The organism is Agrobacterium sp. MCAB5, assembly GCF_052114365.1.
Taxonomy (GTDB): Bacteria; Pseudomonadota; Alphaproteobacteria; order Rhizobiales; family Rhizobiaceae; genus Agrobacterium; species Agrobacterium tumefaciens.
Map to the genome: position 1 here is coordinate 110,664 of NZ_JBFREP010000012.1, position 17,625 is coordinate 128,288.

Here is a 17,625-nt window from a genome sequence, read left to right on the forward strand (position 1 = left end):
ATTTTCATTCTGCGGGAAAAAATGACTGCTTGTGCGTCGATAAGAAAATTTGCAAAACACGTTCAATAAAACCATTTAAAAACAATGGCATATATCAATGATCACGTGTGCATTTTTTCGTTGACAAAATGCCGTTTAGGATGGATCATGCATTCCAAGGTTAAGCGCTATATGGAATATTTATTCCACGTTTTGCTTGCCGGCGATGTTTCCGGGAGGAGCTGGATCATCGTTGCTCGCGGGCCTGATGTGCCCGCTGCTGAAGCGTTGACGCATTGCTCATGTTCGACGCACGCGCCGCCTGTTCCGCAGGTTGCGCGCAGGCAGATGCTTGCCGGCGTGTCGGAGCAATGTTGCGGCCATATGGGGAGGAATAATGGCTCTTTTAAGCGAATCAACGAAGGCGGAGGCACTGGGGCGTCCCCCGGCGACCGCGCCTTCGGCATGGCAGGCCTGGCGATATCGCCTCAAGATCGCGCTCAGGGAGCCGACGACGCTCATCGGCGTGCTGACGGCGTTACTTTTCACCTATCTGATCGTCGTTCCGATCATCTCTATCGTTCTGGATGCCGTCCGTGTCCAGTTCGGCCACGAACGGCGTCTTGGCAAGGATGTCGGTGACCTCACGCTCTATTATCTCGACAGGGCGTTCTTCTCGCCCGTCGCAACAGACCTTTTCTGGCATCCGCTCTTCAACACGCTCACCGTCGCTTTGGGGGCGATTGCGCTTTCGCTTGTTATCGGCACGGTGCTTGCCTGGCTTATCAGCCGCACGGACATGTTCGGTCGCCGCTGGTTCGCGACCGCGCTGATCGTGCCCTACATGCTGCCCGCATGGACCTTCGCTCTCGCCTGGACGACGCTGTTCAAGAACCGCACCGTTGGCGGCCAGCCCGGCTGGTTCGAGGCGATGGGCCTGACACCGCCGGACTGGGTGGCCTATGGGCGCTTCCCGATCACCATCATCCTTGCCCTGCATTACACACCTTTCGTTATCCTGCTGTTCGGCTCGGCGCTGCGCCGCTTCGACTCGCAGCTGGAGGATTCGGCCCGCATTCTCGGCGCCCATCGTTATCAGGTGGCTTTGCAGGTCATCCTGCCCTTGATGCGCCCGGCGCTGCTCTCTTCCATGGTGCTGATCTTTGCAAAGTGCCTTGGCGAATTCGGCGTACCCTATGTTCTCGGGCTTCCAGTGAAGTTCGAAGTCCTCTCGACATCGCTGTTCCGCAGCATCGCCTCGCGCCAGACCGGTGTTGCCGGTGTCGTCGCGGCCTCGATCATGCTCATCGGCATCATCACGCTGATGATCGATGCCCGCCTGGTTCGCGAAGCCCGCCGTTTCGTGACGATCGGCTCGAAGGGGTCGATGAACCGGCAAAGCCGCCTCGGCAAAATGCGTCTTCCGGCAACGGGCTTTGCGGCCGCTGTCTTCATTCTCAGCGTTGGTCTGCCTTTGCTCACCCTCGCTCTCTCGACCGTCATGAAGATGCCGGCCAAATTCACGTTCGACAATTTCACGCTCGACTACTGGATCGGCAGCAATCTCAACACGGTGGCCTTGCAGACCGGCGTTCTTTTAAGCCCCGATCTATGGGCAGCCGCGAAGAACACCATGATGATTGTTGGTCTTGCCTCGCTCACATCTGGCGTCCTCGGTCTTCTGGTCGGGTATGTCGTCATCCGCACGCCGGTGCGCGCCCTGTCGGTCTATCTGCGTCAGGTCACGTTCCTGCCCTATCTTGTGCCCGGCATCGCCTTTGCCGCCGCCTATCTCTCGCTGTTTGCGGTTCCACGCGGGCCGATGCCGGCGCTCTACGGCACGGTGACGATCCTTATCCTCGCACTGATTGCCGACCAGATGCCCTATGCCTCGCGCGCCGGTATCTCGGCCATGACACAGCTTGGAAAGGACCCGGAAGAGGCAGCACAGATCGCCGGTGCCGGTTGGTTCCGCCGCATGGTCTCGATCGTCATCCCGATCCAGAAGGGATCGCTGGTGACGGGGGTTCTCCTGCCCTTCATCTCGGGCATCAAGGGCTTGAGCCTGTTCGTGATCCTCGCGGTGCCGAGCACGGATGTTCTGACCACCTATTCGCTGCGGCTGGTCGACTACCACTATACGCAGGCCGCAAACGCCGTGGTGCTGATCATCGCCGGCATTGCCTATTTCGGTACCCTGTTGGCCCAGAAGCTGACCCGCACAAATCTTGCAGAAGGACTTGGAAGCTGATGCCTACCATCAACCTGCGCGGGGCGCAGAAGAACTACGGCGTGAATTCCGCAAATGCGGTTTCCGATCTCGATCTCGAAATCCGCGACGGCGAATTCATGTGCCTGCTTGGCCCTTCCGGCTGCGGCAAGACCACGACGCTGCGCATGATCGCGGGTCTTGAAAACCTCTCCGGCGGTGAAATCCGTGTCGGCGACAGGGTGATAGATTCCGTCAATGACGGCATATTCGTGCCGCCGGAAAAGCGCGAAATGGGGCTCGTCTTCCAGAGCTACGCGCTCTGGCCACATCTGACCATCGAGCGCAACACCGATTTCGGCCTGCGCCTGCGCAAGCTGCCGAAAGCCGAGCGGGAGGCCCGCGTCGAGCGCGTCATGCAGGCGCTCGACATTGCCAAGTACCGCGACCGTTATCCGTCACAGCTTTCCGGTGGGCAGCAGCAGCGTGTGGCGCTGGCCCGCATGCTTGCCGTCAATCCCGGTGTGCTGCTTCTGGATGAGCCGCTGTCCAACCTCGATGCCCGGCTGCGGCTGGAAATGCGCGCCGAGCTGAAGCGGCTGCACAAGGAGTTCAAGACCACCATCGTCTTCGTGACGCATGACCAGTGGGAGGCAATGACACTTGCAACGACAATCGCCGTCATGAACGAGGGCACGCTCCAGCAGATGGGTACGCCGAACGATATCTACGACCGTCCGGCCAACCGCTTCGTCGCCGAATTCGTCGGCAGTCCGCCGATCAATATTCTGACCTTCGGCCAGCCCGGCGTGTCTGATATCGCCGACAATGCGGAGGCTTATTTTGCAACGCGCTATCCGCAGTTGCGCGGCATCGCCTCGGTCGGCATGCGGCCGGAGGCGATGGGTTACACGGAAAGGTCTGAGGATGTGCCGCAGGGCAGCCTCTTCGGTGAAATGACGGTGACCGGCGTGCTTCCGACGGGCGGCAGCTGGATTCTCGAATTGAGGAGCGAGAACCACACGCTGTTCCTGACCACCCATGCCCTGCCGCGCGTCGATAGTGGCGACCGTGTGTTTTTCCACGTGCCTCCCGACGCCCTGCATGTGTTCGATGCCAAGGGGCAACGGATTACCGAAGCGGACGCCGTGCTGAGGAGCAGTAGCTACAACTGACAACGACGAAAAGACTGACAATCGCTTGCTGAAGGAGGAGCAGTATGAAGCGGAAAATGACGGGCGGCCTTAGCCGTCTCCTGTGTGCAACGGCAATTCTGGCAACGTTTGGCGGCGTGGCGAAGGCGGGGGAGCCTTTCGACCTCAACGCCCTGATCGAGGCTGCCAAAAAGGAAAAGCCGATCACCGTCTATGACAGCACCGGCAAGATCGTGGAAATGGCGAAGAATTTCGCCAAGAAGTATGGCGTGGGCGCGGAGGGTGCGAAGGTAAAGGCAACAGCGCAGCTGGAGATGGTCATCCGCGAGGCGCGGGCCAACAATATTCAGGGTGACGTCTCGATCATCAGCGATGCCCCGGCGGCGATGGCACAGCTTATTCCAATGGGCTTTGTCGAAAGCTGGTTGCCGCCGGATCTCGCTGGCAATATTCCGCTGGAATATCAGGATCCGCTGACCGTCGTCACCAGCGCCAATGTCTGGGCCTACAATACCGAGCTTTTCGACAAATGCCCCGTTTCCAATATCTGGGAACTGACCGACCCGAAGTGGAAGGGCAAGGTGGCGATGCAGGATCCGCTCGGCAAGGCATCCTATGTCGACTGGTTCAACCAGATGGCTAAGCATGGCGATGGGGAGGTGAAGGCGGCCTACAAGGCGCTTTACGGCAAGGACCTCGAGACCGCAGAGTCAAGCGCGACAGCGGCCTGGGTCAAGGCACTTGCCGCCAACGCGCCGCTGCTGACCGATGCCGATGCAGCGGCGGCGGAAGCCGTTGGCACGCCTGGCCAGAAGCAGCCCTTCATGGGCCTCATCAGCTCGGCGAAGTTTCGCGATAATGCCGACAAGGGCATGAAACTCGGCCTCTGCAAGGAGCTGAAGCCGTGGATCGGCTGGCTTTATCCAGGTGTCGGCCTGATCACCAAGGGCACGGATAGCCCCAATGCTGCAAAGCTCTTCATTCACTACGTCATGACTGCTGAAGGCATCGCGCCGCAGGCGATCGACGGCAAGATGTCCACCAACAAAGACGTGAAACTGCCTGCCGACGAACCTTCGGGTATCGGCGCCGTGCTCGACCGCGTTCTGCCCTACAGCATGGCCACCAGCCTGGAAGACTGGGATGCGCGCGAAACCTGGCAGGACTTCTGGCGTGTGAATTACAAGAAATAACGGGGGGACCGACACAGTGAATATCATGACCAAGAACCGATGTGGTGGCGAGCGGCGGCGGCGGATGGCGGCTTCAGCCCTTTCCCTCATCTTCTCGCTGGCGCTTGGCGATGCTGCCCACGCGCAGGACGCCTTTAATCTCGATGCGCTCATCGACGCCGCGAAGAAGGAAAAACCGATCACCGTTTATGCGGTGACCGGCAAGATCGTCGACACCGCACAGGCCTTCACCGCCAAATATGGCGTGCAGGCAAGCGGCAAGAAAGTGAACGAGGCAACTCAGGTCGAGTTGATGATCCGCGAACATCGCGCCGGCAATGTCGTCGGCGATGTCAGCGTCGCAACGGATGTCGCCTCCGCCATGGGGGAACTTCTGCCGGAAGGCATTGCCACCAGCTGGTCGCCACCGGATATGGAAAGCGATATTCCGCAAAAGCTGCGCGATCCGCTCGTGGTCGTTTCGGATCCGCATGTGTGGACCTACAATACCGAGAAATACGACAAATGCCCGGTCACCAACATCTGGCAGCTGACGGAGCCGCGTTGGAAGGGCAAGCTTGCCATGCTCGATCTCTTCGACAAGCCGCTTTATGCCGACTGGTTCAACCAGATCGAAACCCATCATGATGCCGATGTCGCCAAGGCCTATGAGGAGCTCTACGGCAAGAAGCTGGAAACGGGTGAAAAAAGCGCGACGGCTGCCTGGGTGAAGGCCTTTGCCGAGAACGCTCCTCTGCTGACGGACTCGAGCACGGTTGCCGATGCGGCGGGCGCTCCGGGACAGACCGATCCCTTTTTCGTCATCACCTCGGCGGCGAAATACCGCGATAATGAGGCCAAGGGGCTGAAGCTCGGTCTTTGCAGCGGTGTCAAACCGTTTTCCGGGTTCCTCTATCCCGGCTTCGGCCTGATTGCCGGGCAGACCAAAAGCCCGAATGCTGCAAAGCTCTTCCTTCACTATCTGATGACGGAAGAGGGCATCGCGCCGCAGACGGTCGATGGCAAAATCTCCGGCAACACGAAAATCGGTCTGCCGGCGGACGAACCATCGCGGGTAGCCGATCATCTCGACGAGTTGATGGCCTTTGATGCCGCAACGGCGGCCGACGACCTCGACAAGCGCGAAGGCTGGCAGGATTTCTGGCGTGTGAACTACAAAAAATAACGGCAGGGCAGGCGCGAGCCTGCCTTGCCTTTTCCTTGGGAGGGGAACGATGAGAAGAAGCAGATTTTTACCGATGACGGCGATAGCCATCGCCGTTGCAGGCATATCCGCAATGGGGGCTGCAGCCGAAGAAACCTTCGATCTCGATGCGATCTTGGCGGCGGCGAAGCAGGAGAAGCCGATCAATATATACGACAGCACCGGCAAGATCGTGGAGATGGCCGACAAGTTCAGCGCCAAATACGGGTTAAAGGCGACAGGCGTTAAGGTTTCCGCCAACAGCCAGCTGGAAATGATCATCCGCGAAAGCCAGTCCGGCAATGTGCAGGGCGACGTGGTGCTGATCACCGATGCGCCATCGGCGCTCGCGCAGCTTCTGCCGGCGGGTTTTGTCGAGAATTACCTGCCGGGCGACATGGTTGCGAAAATCCCGGCGCAGTTCCAGAACCCGCTGGCAATCTCCACCAACGCCAATGTCTGGGCTTACAATACGGAAGCCTATGATAAATGCCCGGTGACCAACATCTGGGAACTGACCGAGCCGAAATGGAAAGGCAAGGTCGCCATGGTCGATCCCCTGAGCAAGAGCACCTATACGGACTGGTTCAACCAGCTCGAAGCCCACGGCAACGAGAAGGTGGCGGCCGCCTACAAGGCCCATTTTGGCAAGGATATCGAAAAGGATGCGGCCGCAGCCTGGATCAAGGCGCTGGCGCAGAACGGCCCGCTCGCCACCGATGGCGATGACCCGGTGGCAGAGGCCGTCGGCGCACCCGGCCAGAAGCAGCCCTTCTTCGGCCTGCTCAGCTCTGCCAAGTTCCGCGACAATGCCGACAAGGGCTACAAGCTCGGCCTCTGCACTGGTCTCGATCCCTGGGTCGGCTGGACCTACATCAAGCTTGGGCTCATCGCCTCCAAGACCAAAAGTCCGAACATGGCGAAACTCTTCGTCCACTACATACTGACGGAAGAGGGCATCGCACCGCAGATGAAGGACGGCAAGCTGCCGACCAATATCGACATCAAGATGCCGGCTGACGAGCCGTCGGGGCTGATGAAGGTTGCCGACAGGCTGATGGGTTACGAGTCCGCCACCGGCCTCAACGATTTCGATCGTCGCGAGGAATGGCAGGATGTCTGGCGCGTCAACTACAGGAAATAATCCAGGCTGGCGCGGTCCTGCCGCGCTGGTCCCTCCTTTGCGAAAAAAATAGACTGGATATGCCGATGCAAAGCCCTTCTTCGACTGAAAACAAATCTGGAAATGAGGAGGCGCTTTCCCGCTCGGTGCGGCTGATGAAAATCGCCGAAGCGGCGGCGCGTGCCGTGCGCGATCCGCTGCTGGTGGCATTCCGCTCTGATATGGCGGTGGATTACAAGGTCGATCTCCACGACATCGTCACCATTCACGACAAACGCGCCGAAGCCGCGATCCGCGCCGTCATTCTCGAACGGGAGCCGAATTCGGCGATCATGGGCGAAGAGGGTGGCCAGATCGGCAACGGCGAGGTGCAATGGTATGTCGATCCGATTGACGGCACGGCGAATTTTGCCCGTGGCCTTGCCTTCTGGTGCGTATCGATCGCCGCCGTCATCGGTGGGGAAGCCGTCGCCGGCGTGGTGTACGACCCCGTGGCTGACCAGATGTTTTCCGCCGACCTCGAGGCTTCTTATCTCAATGGCGAAAGGCTGCGCTCCCGCAGCGTTGCAGATGAAACCCGGGCGACGCTTATCACGGGCTATCCGGTCTCGCGCGATTTCCGGCTGGATGGGCGGGATGCGGCGCTTTCCAATTTCGGTGCGCTTGTCGAGACCTTTTCGACGCTGCGCCGGCCCGGCAGCGCTGCACTCAGCATCGCGCATGTGGCGGCTGGCTGGACAGATGCTGCTGCGGGCTTCGGCGTCAACGCCTGGGATGTGGCAGCAGCCATCCTCATTCTCAAGAATGCCGGGGGAACATACGAGCCGCTGACCTTGGGGAAGGTGGCGGAGGGGTCGGCCGATTTTCTCTGCCCCGGCTATATCGCTACGGGCGAGGGGGCGAATTACCAGACATTGCAGCGGGTGGCGCGATCCATATCCGCAAGCCGCATAGCCAGGGCAGCGATCTCGCCAAGCCAGACGGCTGCAAACGCCTGAACAAGCAAGGACATGACGGCCGCCACATCGGCGCCGATGGAGACAAGACATGCCGCAACCGGAAAAGACCCTATCCCGCGAACAGGAAACCGGCGAATTGCCGAAGCTCAGCCGCATCTATGAACGGCATCCGCTTTATGGCGTCGATCTCTTCATTTCAGGTAAGGAAGGGGCCAGCGATCTGAAGCTTCTGCGTGAAAACGGCATCACCACCGTCGTCAATTGCGCCGTCAATCTCGACTTCAACTTCGTGGAGCAGCCGCAGATCGTTTCCGATCATGAAGGCAGCGTCTATGGACCCGGCGAAATACGTTATTACAAGATCGGCCTGATCGACGGCGATGGAAATCCCGATACCCAGATGGTTGCGGCCCATTACATCCTGCGGGCGGCGCTCGAACAGATACTGCCCGACAAGCCGTCCTATCCCCGGCGCGAGCGCGGCAGCGTGCTGATCAATTGCCGCGGCGGCCGCTCGCGTTCCGTCGCCGTTGTTGCGCTCTTTCTGCATATGACGTTGCCGGTGGAATTCCCGACGCTCGACGATGCCATCAGCTTCGTACGCGTGAAGCGTGAGCTGCCTGAAAACGAATGGTACAAGGCGCCGAAACCGGTGCTTGCGGAAGCAGCCCGCCGCGCCGCCGGCTGGATTACCACGATCGATGCCGCCCACTAGAGCGGAGGACGGTTTTCACCGGTCGGCCGCTTGCTTGGTGACGCAAATGTGGAGACGTGCCGTGGCTTGCCCGTCACGTCGCCATTTCGAAACGGGTTCGGGATTTTTCCAGCTCACGCCTCGGGAAGCGTGGTGTTCCAGACCCGGACCTTTTCGATGTTTCTGTCCGAGCAGGAAACGATCTCGAACTCGAACCCGTCGCCGGAAACACGTTCGCCGATCTCGGGAAGGCGATTGAGGCGCCAGAGGATATAGCCGGCGACGGTGGAGTAACGATCATCCTCGTCCACCAGATCGATATCCAGCAGATAGGATACCCGTCTCACGTCGACAGCGCCGTCCAGCAGCCAGGAACCGTCCTCTGCCCGTTCCGAAATCTGCGATTCCTCGCCCTCATCCGGAAATTCGCCGGCGATAGCCTCGAGAATGTCGGTAGGCGTCGTTATTCCCTGAAGCGTGCCGTATTCGTCGACGATGACGGCCATCTGGAGCGGGGATTTGCGCAGCTGCTCCATGACCTGCAACGCGGTGGCGCTTTCATGCACGACGAGGGGTTGGCGCAGCGAGCGCTCTAGGTTCAATTTGCCGTCATGCAGAAGATCGCGCAGCAAGTCCCTTGTTGCGGCGACACCGAGGAACGAATCCAGCTTGCCCTGCGCGAGCATCAGGCGGGAATGGTCGAGTTCCAGCAGGCGGTTCCTTAGCGTATCGTGGTCGGCGTCGACATCGAGCCAGTCGATTTCCGTCCGTGGCGTCATGATTGATACAACGGGGCGCTCGGCAAGCGTAAGGACACCGCGGATCATGTCCTTTTCCTCGGATTTGAACAGGTCGCTTCGTGCCGCCTGTGCCGCGATGACGTCGGCTGTCTCGCCAAGGGACTGTTCTTCGCCGACACGGCCGCCCAGAAGCCGCAGAATGGCATCGGACGTCCGCTCGCGCATATCACCGGCGGTGATACGTCTTTCGCGATTGCGCCTGCCAATCTGGTTTGCCGCCTCGATGAGCACGGAAAAGCCGATTGCGGCATAGAGGTAACCCTTGGGAAGGTGGAAGCCGAAGCCTTCGACGATCAGGCTGAAGCCGATCATCAACAAGAAGCCGAGGCAGAGAATGACCACGGTGGGGTGTTTCGACACGAAGCTCATCAGCGGCTTCGATGCTGCCATCATCACGGCCATGGCCACACAGACGGCGGTAATCATCACCCAGAGATTGTTGACCATGCCGACGGCGGTGATGACGCTGTCGAGCGAGAACACGGCATCAAGCACGACGATCTGCACGATCACCTGCCAGAAGACGGCATGGACAACCTTGCCCTGTTTCGGCTTATGCGCGCCCTCCAGCCGTTCGTGCAGTTCCATCGTTCCCTTGGCGAGCAGGAACGCACCACCGAGAATGAGGATGAGGTCGCGCCCGGAGAAGGAGAAGTCCGCGACCTGAAATAGCGGCCGCGTCAACGTCACGATCCATGAAATCGAAAACAGCAGCAGGATGCGCATGACAAGCGCCAGCGACAGACCGACGATCCGCGCCTTGTGGCGTTGATGCGGCGGCAGCTTGTCGGCGAGGATCGCGATGAAAACGAGGTTGTCGATGCCGAGGACGACTTCGAGGACGATAAGGGTAACGAGGCCGATCCAGATATTCGGATCTGCGAGGAATTCCATGGTCAGGGGCCTTTATGGGAACGGGCGCGAACGCAAAAAGCCCCGGACTGAACATCCGAGGTTGAAACCCGTTTCGTTGAAGAAAACAAGAAAGGACGAGGCTGGCTTCGCTTTACGCAAGCCAGCCTCGTTCGGTGTCGACTATCGTCGGTACTGTCGCCTTCGTCAGGCATATCGCGGAATTATCCCACTATCAGTCAATTCTTGTGCACGTGGCAGTAGCAGATTCCGGGCGGTCGGGGAAGCGTTTTGCGTGCATCATCCTTTGCGAGGCAGATTTGCAATCCTCCCTGCAAGGGCATTATCGCGTTTTTTCGCCGATATCCGAGGTGGTTCGCTTGTCGATGGCCTTGCCATCGAGGATGCCTCTCAGAACGTCGAGGCGCTCGTTGATAAGCCATCCGTAGTAGTTTTCAACCGGCAGCAGGTTCTTTGCGCCTGCATCCACGGCCGTCCGCAGGCGTTCGGCACGACGCCGGGGTTGGCCGACATTGTAGAGAGTGGCGGTGATGCCGGGATTGCCGGAAATGTCGAAGCCTTTTTCCCTGTAGGCGTCGATGGAATCTCGAAGGATAGCGGCGATGTAGATGATGCTCCGGTCAGGATCCATGACGTCACGGTAGATCTCTTTCGGCCTGTCGGCGGAGAGTTTCGGCAGACCACTGGTTCTGTTTACGAGATCGGTGACCTGCAGCGCCGTCAACAGGCTGATCTGGCCAAGACCAAAGGTCTGTCCGGCATAGAAGGGCTGGAAGAAGGCCCGCTGGAACGAAATCGCTTCATAGCTCACGCCATCGACGACCTTGCCGCGGAAACTTGCATCCCAAACGATATCGCGGCAGCTCCATTGCTCGGATGTCGTGGCAAGCGTCGCGCAGGAGCGGAATTCCGGACGCTCGAGAAACGTCTTCAGGGCAACGCCCTGATAGCTGAATTTTATATCGAGTTCCGCATAGGAAATGGCCTTGACGTAATATGTCTGCAGGCGGTCCACGGCGGTGACGTTGAAAGTGTGTTCGCCAACGATGGCGCCGACGATATGGATAGGATCGATGCCATAGGCCGCTCCCGCCTTCCTGATCTTGCCGAGTAGACCGGGTTCGCTGTTTAGAAGATCGACCGTCTTGCGGAATTTTTCCTCATAGGTCGTGGAAAACGCCCTGGTCCTGATCGCCGAGGCCTGGGGTATTTCCGGCTGTTGGGCGGAGCGGTTTCCGGGAGGTACGACGATCATCTGCTGCGCTGCGGCATTTGAGGGCAGGCAGGCCAGTGCCAGAATGACAGCGGCCGCGCGGGTGGTCTTCGCAAACAGGCTCATGCAGCGTTCTCTAATATGTGGATTACTATTGCGTGACGGCCTCTTCATAGGCAGGCCGCCCCGGCGTGGCAAGTTCCCGCTGCTCACTTTACCGTTGCTGACCGTTCAGATGCCGTGGCTACCCCGGCGTTATCCCAGTCAACGCCGCTCGTTGTCGGGACCATCGGGAGCGGAATTATCGGGTTCGTTAAAAGTCGAGCATTTTGTTTCATGTGAACTCAAATCGCCACCGGTAGGTCATGTCGTCAGGAGACGAACATGACCCATCTCATCAAATTGCTGCAAGCATGTTTCATTCTGGCCGTCGCGGGTTTCGCTGCGCCGGTGCAGGCGTCTCCTTCGATGCAGACTGGCAAGTTCACGTCGCAGCCCATCGGGCATTACGATTTCTGCAAGCGGCATACGGATGAATGTCAGCCGGTCAAGGAAATGCCGCCGCTCAATCTTACGCCTGATGTCTGGGCTACCCTTGTTTCGATCAACAGCGCAGTCAATATCGAAATCGACCAGCGTTCCGACATGGAAGTGTGGGGTTACGAGGACTATTGGGAGTATCCCTATAACGGCGCGGGAGACTGCGAGGACCTCACGCTGGAGAAACGGAAACGGCTTATGGATGCCGGTTTCCCGGTTTCCGATCTGCTGATCACCGTCGTCCGCGACGAAAAAGGCGATGGCCATGCCATCCTCACGGTAAGAACGGACCGCGGAGATTTCATTCTCGACAATATGAAATCGAAGATCTTTCGCTGGGACGAAACGCCCTATACCTATCTCAAGCGTCAATCCACGGAACATGCCGGTCGGTGGGTGGATATTGAAGGCTCCGGTTCGCCCGCCATCGCCGCCCGCGAGGTTGGCCGGGCCACCGCCACCTCCGCAACCACGCGCCGCAACATCCTCGACATCATCATGGGGCGCTGAAGCTTTCACCTCGTGCGGATCGGAAAGCCCCGAAGGGCCGTCCGGTCCGGATATGCCCCATGGTTCGTTTCACCGGCCTCCGAGGCCGGCTCCGGTTTCTTCATCAAACAAATGCAGGTCGGTCGGGTTGATGTCGAGGCCGACGACTTCGCCGCTCCTGACCTCACTGCGTCCCTGTATAGCGATGACCACTTCGGTCGATGTGCCAAGGGTGAGGAAGGTGGCCGAACCTGTGGTTTCCACGGCCGAAACAGGTAACGTCAGCGCCGCGCCGGTTGCGGTTCGCGGCCGGATGTGTTCCGGCCTGATACCAACGATGACACGCTTGCCGGGCGATAAGGGAGCCGGGTTTTTGATGGACTGCTGCGGCTCGCCTTCACTGAAACGCAGCTGAAGCGCCGCGCCGTCCGGGCTGACCGTTGCCGGAATAAAATTCATTGCCGGTGAACCGATGAAGCCGGCGACAAAACGATTGACCGGGCGGTCGTATAATTCCAGTGGCGTGCCCTGCTGTTCGATCACGCCGTCGCGCATGACGACGACGTGATCCGCCATCGTCATCGCCTCTATCTGGTCATGGGTGACATAGACCGAGGTGGCGTGCAGGCGGTCGTGCAACGCTCGGATTTCCTTGCGCATGTGCACACGCAGGGCCGCGTCTAGATTGGAGAGCGGTTCGTCGAACAGGAATGCCTGCGGGTTGCGGATGATCGCGCGGCTCATCGCCACACGCTGGCGCTGCCCGCCGGAAAGTTCGCGCGGATAGCGCTTCATCAGCTTTGACAGGCCTGTGGTGGCTGCAACCTCCTCTGCCGCCTTGCGGGCCTCTGATTTTGCCACGCCGCGCATGCGCAACGAATAGGTCAGGTTCTCCTCCACCGTCATGTGCGGGTAGAGCGCATAGGACTGGAACACCATCGCCACATCGCGCTTGCGCGGCGGCACACCGTTCATCAAAGTGCCTGCAATGCGCATGTCGCCGCTCGATATGGTTTCCAGCCCCGCCAGCGAACGCAGCAAGGTGGACTTTCCGCAACCGGACGGGCCGACGAGGGCGACGAAGGTGCCCTTCTTGATGGAAAGATGGATGTTCTTCAGCGCGTGAAAGGCACCGTAATATTTGTTTACGCCGGAAAGTTCGATCTGAAGGGTCATTTTAACGCTCCCGATGTCAGGCCGGAAACGATGCGGCGCTGCAAGAGAATGAACAGGGCAAGAATGGGCGTCACATACATGGTCGCATAGGCCATGATGTTGTTCCATTCGCTGGTGTTGGGGCCCATGAAGGAATTGAGGCCGACACTGGCAGGCTGCAATTCAGCCGCCTGGATCATCGATTTCGAATAGACGAATTCCCCGAATGCCTGCATGAAAATGAGAATGGCGCTGACGAGAATGCCGTTTCTGGCAAGCGGCAGCACGATGTTGAAGAAGGCGCCGACGCGGGAATTGCCGTCCACAAGCGCTGCCTCTTCCAGCTCCTGCGGCACCGCCATGAAGGTTGCGCGCACCAGCACCACGAAGAAGGGCATGCTTTTCGCCGCAATGGCGAGAATGACCGACAGGCGGGGATAATCCAGCAGACCCACTTGCGAGAAGCCGACGAAGATCGGCGTAATCATCAGGGACGCCGGCAGAACCTGCAGCATGAGGATGAGGAAGAGGCCGATATCAACCCAGACGTTGCGATAGCGCGCCAGCACATAGGCGCAGCCAACGCCAAGCACGGTGATGAGCGCCACGGCACTTGAAGCGATGAGAACCGAATTCCACAGATAACGGCCCATATTGCGGCTTTCCCAGACATAGGCATAGGTCTGCCATTGCGGATCGGCCGGCCAGAAGCCCGGCGGGTTCGCAAACATCTCCGAGCCGCTTTTCAGCGAGGTCAGATACATCCAGTAGAGCGGAAAGAGATAGATGACGGCAAGCACGATGGCGATTGCCAGCATCAACCGGTTGCGGGTCGTGATACTCATCCGCGCACCTCATGCCGTGTCGAGCGCACATAAACGACGGAAGCCAGCATGACGAAGACGATCATGATGACGGAGATCGTCGCGCCCTTGCCGAAATCATATTGCCGGAACGAAAGATCCCAGGCCCAATATTGCGCCACGTTGGAACTGTTGTTGGGCCCGCCATCGGTGATGGCGGCGAAAAGATCGAACTGCTGAAGCGTGAAGATCAGGCCGAGCGAGATGATCGCGCCGATGGTGGAACGCATCATCGGCAGGGTGATGGTGTAAAAACGCTGCCAGGCGTTCGCGCCATCCAGCTCCGCCGCTTCGTAGAGATCACCGGGGATGGAGGCGAGGCCGACAGAAAGAAGGATCATGTTGAACGAGGTGCCGAGCCAGATATTGGCGATGACCACGGCCCAGAGCGAAAAATTCGCGTCCGATCGCCAGAAGATATTGCCTGAGATCATGCCGCTTTCCCGCAGGAAGAAATTCAGCACGCCGAAATCGCCTGACAATATCCAGTTCCAGATCGCGCCGACGACGAGGCCGGGCATGACCCAGGAAACGAGGAACAGCCCGCGCAGCCAGGTGGCGCCGGGAAAGTTCACCCAGAAGAACAGCGCCAGACCGAAGCCGATGGCAAATTGCCCGGCAATCGAGGTGACGACAAAGGTGACGGTGTTGAAAAGGATCGGCAATGTTTCCGGTTGCCGGAACAGGTCGATATAATTCTTGAAGCCGACGAAGGGGCGCACGAAGGTGCCCAGGCTGAACATGTCGACTTCCTGAAAGCTCATGACGATGTTGTAGATGAGCGGCAGCCCCGCCATGACGAACAGGAAGCCCAAAGGAAAAGCGACAAGGATGAGGTCGAAACCACGACCGTCGCTGACGCTGGAAAACAGTTTTTTCATGAAACATCCTCACAAGCTCCGATCGGGGCCGCCGCTGCATTAAGCAGCAGGCAGCCCCACCGGGAGGAACCCCTTGGATGGGGCCGGATGAACCCGGCCGCCCGCCCAGACAGATCAGCCTTCGATCAGCTTTATCTTTTCAGCGGCCTGATCGAGCGCGGCCTTCGGCGTCATCTGACCCGACAGGGTGCCCTGGATAGCGTCCTGGATCGCCTTGGAAATCTTCGGCCATTCAGGCGAGGGACCACGCGGCTGCGCATATTTGAGTTGCTCGATAAAGGTCTTGAGCGCTTCGTCCTTCAGCGCGTTGCCGGTGGGCGGAACGGGAATATCGGAACGCGCCGGCAATTGCCCGAAGTTCTTGAACATGTCCTTGTCCTGCGAGGCGAAAAATTCGATGGCCTTGAAGGCTTCGGCGGGATGTTTGCTCTTGGAGAAGATCGCCCAGTTATAGTCGCCCATGGCCGAAGACCGCGGCGCGTCCGGCGTCGGAACCGGCAGTAGCGTCACGCCCCAGTCGAACTTGGCGTCCTTGAGCATGCGGTCGATTTCCCAAGGACCGGAGATCGCCATGGCCGCGTTGCCGGCGTTGAAGGTAGCGGTGGAATCCCACTGGCTGCGCGTCAGCGTATCCGGCGAGGCCAGCTTTTCACTGAGAAGGGTCTTCCATGTTTCAAGCGCTTTCACCGCGCCATCGGTATTGATGTTTTTGTAGGTGGCGCCGGCCATCTGCGCCCATGGCAGAAACTGGAAGGTGCCCTCCTCGTTGGCCTTGGCGCTGAAGCTGATGCCGTAAACATTCTTGGCGGGGTTGGTCAGCTTGCGGGCAGCTTCCACAAGCTCGTCCCAGGTCTGCGGCGGTTTTGCCGCATCGAGACCGGCTGCCTTGAACAGGTCCTTGTTGTAATAGAGTGCGATCGTATTCGTCGCCTTCGGAACGCCGAAATATTTGCCGTCCCATGTTACGGATTTCAGCGGGCCCGGAAAATAGTTTGCCGTCTTGATGACGTCCGACTTCGCAATCATATCCGTCACGTCAAGAAACGCGCCACGTGCGGCGAACATGGCGTGGTTTGGGTTGTCGATGGCGATGATATCGGGCGCGTTGCCGGTCGAGTAGGCGCGCATGGATTCGCTCACCACATCATCGAACTGCAATTGCCGGTATTCGATCTTGATGCCGTTATTGAGCTTGTTGAACTCGTTTACGAGGTTGGGTGCCGGCTGGATGTCCCTGTCCAGCGACCACAGGGTCAAGGTGACATCTTCCGCATGCGCCACCATCGCACTGGCGGATACGCCTGCCAGAACAAGCGCACCGGCGATCATGCATTTCGCGATACCCATAATAATCTCCTCCTCTTGGTTATCGTCTCTGCAATTACTGGAAGCCTTCTCCCAAGGCTTCCATTCCTTAGGTGGGATCGACGACAAAATCGCCGCCCCGGCAATGTTTCAGATAGTTCAGGCCGTGTACCTGTCCCGTCATTTCCAGCGCGTCGCGATAGACGGGGTCATGCCAGCCTTCGATATCGATCGAGCCGGACCAGCCGGCCAGGCGCAGTTCCGAAATAATGTCCGTCCAGTTGCTGTCGCCGAAGCCCGGCGTGCGCATGAAGACGAATTTTTCCTTGCCGAAAATCCCATGCTCACGAATGACATCCCAACGAATGGTCGCATCCTTGCCGTGCACGTGGAAAATCTTGTCCGCCCATTTGCGGATCTGCGGCAGCGGATCGATGAGATAAACCATCTGGTGGCAGGGTTCCCATTCGATGCCGATATTCTCGTCCGGCGTTTCGTTGAACATCAGTTCCCACGCATCCGGATTATGGGCGATGTTCCAGTCGCCGGTTTGCCAGTTGCCGTCCATGGCGCAATTTTCAAAGGCGATCTTCACGCCCTTGTCCGCTGCGCGTTTGGCAAGCTCGCTCCAGATTTCCTTGTAACGGGGCAAGCTCTCGGGCAGCGGCTTTCCGCGCAGGCGGCCGGTGAAACCGGCAACGCAGGTTGCACCGAAGTGATGGGCATTGTCGATGCAGTCTTTCCAGCCCTGCAAGGTCTGAAGGTCGATTTCCGTTTCCTCCAGCGGATTGCCGAACATGCCGAGCGTGCCGATGGTGATGTCGCGATCGCCGATCGCGTCAAGTGAACGCTTGCCAAGCTCGGCAAGGTCTTGGCCGTTGGTCGTCTGCCAGAAGAACGGTTCGAAGCTTTCGAAACCAAGATCGGCTATCTGCCCGATGCGTTCAGCTGCCTGTCCCTTGGTGGCGCTGACCATGGTGCCGATGCGGATGGATTTTGCCGGATTGCTCAC

15 protein-coding genes are annotated in these 17,625 nt (G+C 59.0%); 8 read left to right on the forward strand and 7 right to left on the reverse strand.

Annotated features, from left to right (window positions below; all coding sequences use genetic code 11):
• Positions 1–376: 376 nt before the first annotated feature.
• The 7 genes from AB4Z23_RS23015 to AB4Z23_RS23045 all read left to right on the forward strand — a co-directional run bounded on the left by AB4Z23_RS23015 (position 377) and on the right by AB4Z23_RS23045 (position 8,515).
• Positions 377–2,230 carry an ABC transporter permease gene (locus AB4Z23_RS23015; protein WP_441360809.1) on the forward strand — a complete coding sequence of 618 codons (1,854 nt, stop codon included), beginning with the start codon at positions 377–379 and terminating at the stop codon, positions 2,228–2,230.
• The gene (locus AB4Z23_RS23020; RefSeq protein WP_441360810.1) at positions 2,230–3,363 is read left to right on the forward strand and encodes an ABC transporter ATP-binding protein; all 1,134 of its coding nucleotides are present in this window, start codon (positions 2,230–2,232) and stop codon (positions 3,361–3,363) included. Before AB4Z23_RS23015 ends, AB4Z23_RS23020 begins: the two co-directional genes overlap by 1 nt.
• Positions 3,364–3,407: 44 nt before the next feature.
• A complete protein-coding gene (locus tag AB4Z23_RS23025; protein WP_441360811.1) occupies positions 3,408–4,535 on the forward strand; it encodes an ABC transporter substrate-binding protein in 1,128 nt (375 codons plus the stop codon).
• A 64-nt stretch (positions 4,536–4,599) separates the two neighbouring features.
• Complete coding sequence (locus AB4Z23_RS23030; RefSeq protein ID WP_441360829.1) at positions 4,600–5,700, forward strand: ABC transporter substrate-binding protein; 1,101 nt, start codon at positions 4,600–4,602, stop codon at positions 5,698–5,700.
• A gap of 73 nt (positions 5,701–5,773) precedes the next feature.
• Entirely contained in the window at positions 5,774–6,862 is a 1,089-nt protein-coding gene (locus AB4Z23_RS23035; RefSeq protein ID WP_035200115.1) for an ABC transporter substrate-binding protein, read from the forward strand.
• A gap of 59 nt (positions 6,863–6,921) precedes the next feature.
• Positions 6,922–7,839, forward strand: coding sequence for an inositol monophosphatase family protein (locus AB4Z23_RS23040; protein WP_029658839.1), 918 nt, complete (start codon positions 6,922–6,924; stop codon positions 7,837–7,839).
• A gap of 49 nt (positions 7,840–7,888) precedes the next feature.
• Positions 7,889–8,515, forward strand: coding sequence for a dual specificity protein phosphatase family protein (locus tag AB4Z23_RS23045; protein ID WP_013762253.1), 627 nt, complete (start codon positions 7,889–7,891; stop codon positions 8,513–8,515).
• Positions 8,516–8,628: 113 nt separating this feature from the next.
• On the opposite strand, the gene AB4Z23_RS23050 is transcribed toward AB4Z23_RS23045, so the two are convergent.
• Positions 8,629–10,188 (reverse strand): TerC family protein, encoded by a 1,560-nt coding sequence (locus tag AB4Z23_RS23050; RefSeq protein ID WP_019566897.1) that lies wholly within the window; start codon positions 10,186–10,188, stop codon positions 8,629–8,631.
• Positions 10,189–10,489: 301 nt separating this feature from the next.
• A complete protein-coding gene (locus tag AB4Z23_RS23055) occupies positions 10,490–11,506 on the reverse strand; it encodes a DUF1402 family protein (protein WP_441360812.1) in 1,017 nt (338 codons plus the stop codon).
• A 258-nt stretch (positions 11,507–11,764) separates the two neighbouring features.
• Here AB4Z23_RS23055 and AB4Z23_RS23060 point away from each other — a divergent pair, with 258 nt between their 5' ends.
• Positions 11,765–12,430 (forward strand): transglutaminase-like cysteine peptidase, encoded by a 666-nt coding sequence (locus tag AB4Z23_RS23060; RefSeq protein ID WP_441360813.1) that lies wholly within the window; start codon positions 11,765–11,767, stop codon positions 12,428–12,430.
• A 69-nt stretch (positions 12,431–12,499) separates the two neighbouring features.
• Here AB4Z23_RS23060 and AB4Z23_RS23065 read toward each other — a convergent pair whose 3' ends face one another.
• The 5 genes from AB4Z23_RS23065 to AB4Z23_RS23085 all read right to left on the reverse strand — a co-directional run bounded on the left by AB4Z23_RS23065 (position 12,500) and on the right by AB4Z23_RS23085 (position 17,625).
• Positions 12,500–13,585 (reverse strand): ABC transporter ATP-binding protein, encoded by a 1,086-nt coding sequence (locus AB4Z23_RS23065; RefSeq protein WP_025595105.1) that lies wholly within the window; start codon positions 13,583–13,585, stop codon positions 12,500–12,502.
• The gene (locus AB4Z23_RS23070; RefSeq protein WP_003518166.1) at positions 13,582–14,409 is read right to left on the reverse strand and encodes a carbohydrate ABC transporter permease; all 828 of its coding nucleotides are present in this window, start codon (positions 14,407–14,409) and stop codon (positions 13,582–13,584) included. Before AB4Z23_RS23070 ends, AB4Z23_RS23065 begins: the two co-directional genes overlap by 4 nt.
• On the reverse strand, positions 14,406–15,308 hold the full coding sequence (locus AB4Z23_RS23075; protein WP_003518164.1) for a carbohydrate ABC transporter permease: 903 nt from the start codon (positions 15,306–15,308) through the stop codon (positions 14,406–14,408). The genes AB4Z23_RS23070 and AB4Z23_RS23075 overlap by 4 nt, the downstream gene beginning before the upstream one ends.
• A gap of 114 nt (positions 15,309–15,422) precedes the next feature.
• A complete protein-coding gene (locus AB4Z23_RS23080; protein WP_441360814.1) occupies positions 15,423–16,655 on the reverse strand; it encodes an ABC transporter substrate-binding protein in 1,233 nt (410 codons plus the stop codon).
• A gap of 67 nt (positions 16,656–16,722) precedes the next feature.
• Complete coding sequence (locus AB4Z23_RS23085; protein ID WP_013762259.1) at positions 16,723–17,625, reverse strand: sugar phosphate isomerase/epimerase family protein; 903 nt, start codon at positions 17,623–17,625, stop codon at positions 16,723–16,725.

Coding starts and splice junctions, on each gene's coding strand:
- AB4Z23_RS23045 (WP_013762253.1), top strand. CDS start 7,889: ATGCCGCAACCGGAAAAGACCCTATCCCGCGAACAGGAAACCGGCGAA.
- AB4Z23_RS23025 (WP_441360811.1), top strand. CDS start 3,408: ATGAAGCGGAAAATGACGGGCGGCCTTAGCCGTCTCCTGTGTGCAACG.
- AB4Z23_RS23080 (WP_441360814.1), bottom strand. CDS start 16,655: ATGGGTATCGCGAAATGCATGATCGCCGGTGCGCTTGTTCTGGCAGGC.
- AB4Z23_RS23050 (WP_019566897.1), bottom strand. CDS start 10,188: ATGGAATTCCTCGCAGATCCGAATATCTGGATCGGCCTCGTTACCCTT.
- AB4Z23_RS23040 (WP_029658839.1), top strand. CDS start 6,922: ATGCCGATGCAAAGCCCTTCTTCGACTGAAAACAAATCTGGAAATGAG.
- AB4Z23_RS23030 (WP_441360829.1), top strand. CDS start 4,600: ATGGCGGCTTCAGCCCTTTCCCTCATCTTCTCGCTGGCGCTTGGCGAT.
- AB4Z23_RS23070 (WP_003518166.1), bottom strand. CDS start 14,409: ATGAGTATCACGACCCGCAACCGGTTGATGCTGGCAATCGCCATCGTG.
- AB4Z23_RS23020 (WP_441360810.1), top strand. CDS start 2,230: ATGCCTACCATCAACCTGCGCGGGGCGCAGAAGAACTACGGCGTGAAT.
- AB4Z23_RS23055 (WP_441360812.1), bottom strand. CDS start 11,506: ATGAGCCTGTTTGCGAAGACCACCCGCGCGGCCGCTGTCATTCTGGCA.
- AB4Z23_RS23060 (WP_441360813.1), top strand. CDS start 11,765: ATGACCCATCTCATCAAATTGCTGCAAGCATGTTTCATTCTGGCCGTC.
- AB4Z23_RS23015 (WP_441360809.1), top strand. CDS start 377: ATGGCTCTTTTAAGCGAATCAACGAAGGCGGAGGCACTGGGGCGTCCC.
- AB4Z23_RS23075 (WP_003518164.1), bottom strand. CDS start 15,308: ATGAAAAAACTGTTTTCCAGCGTCAGCGACGGTCGTGGTTTCGACCTC.
- AB4Z23_RS23035 (WP_035200115.1), top strand. CDS start 5,774: ATGACGGCGATAGCCATCGCCGTTGCAGGCATATCCGCAATGGGGGCT.
- AB4Z23_RS23065 (WP_025595105.1), bottom strand. CDS start 13,585: ATGACCCTTCAGATCGAACTTTCCGGCGTAAACAAATATTACGGTGCC.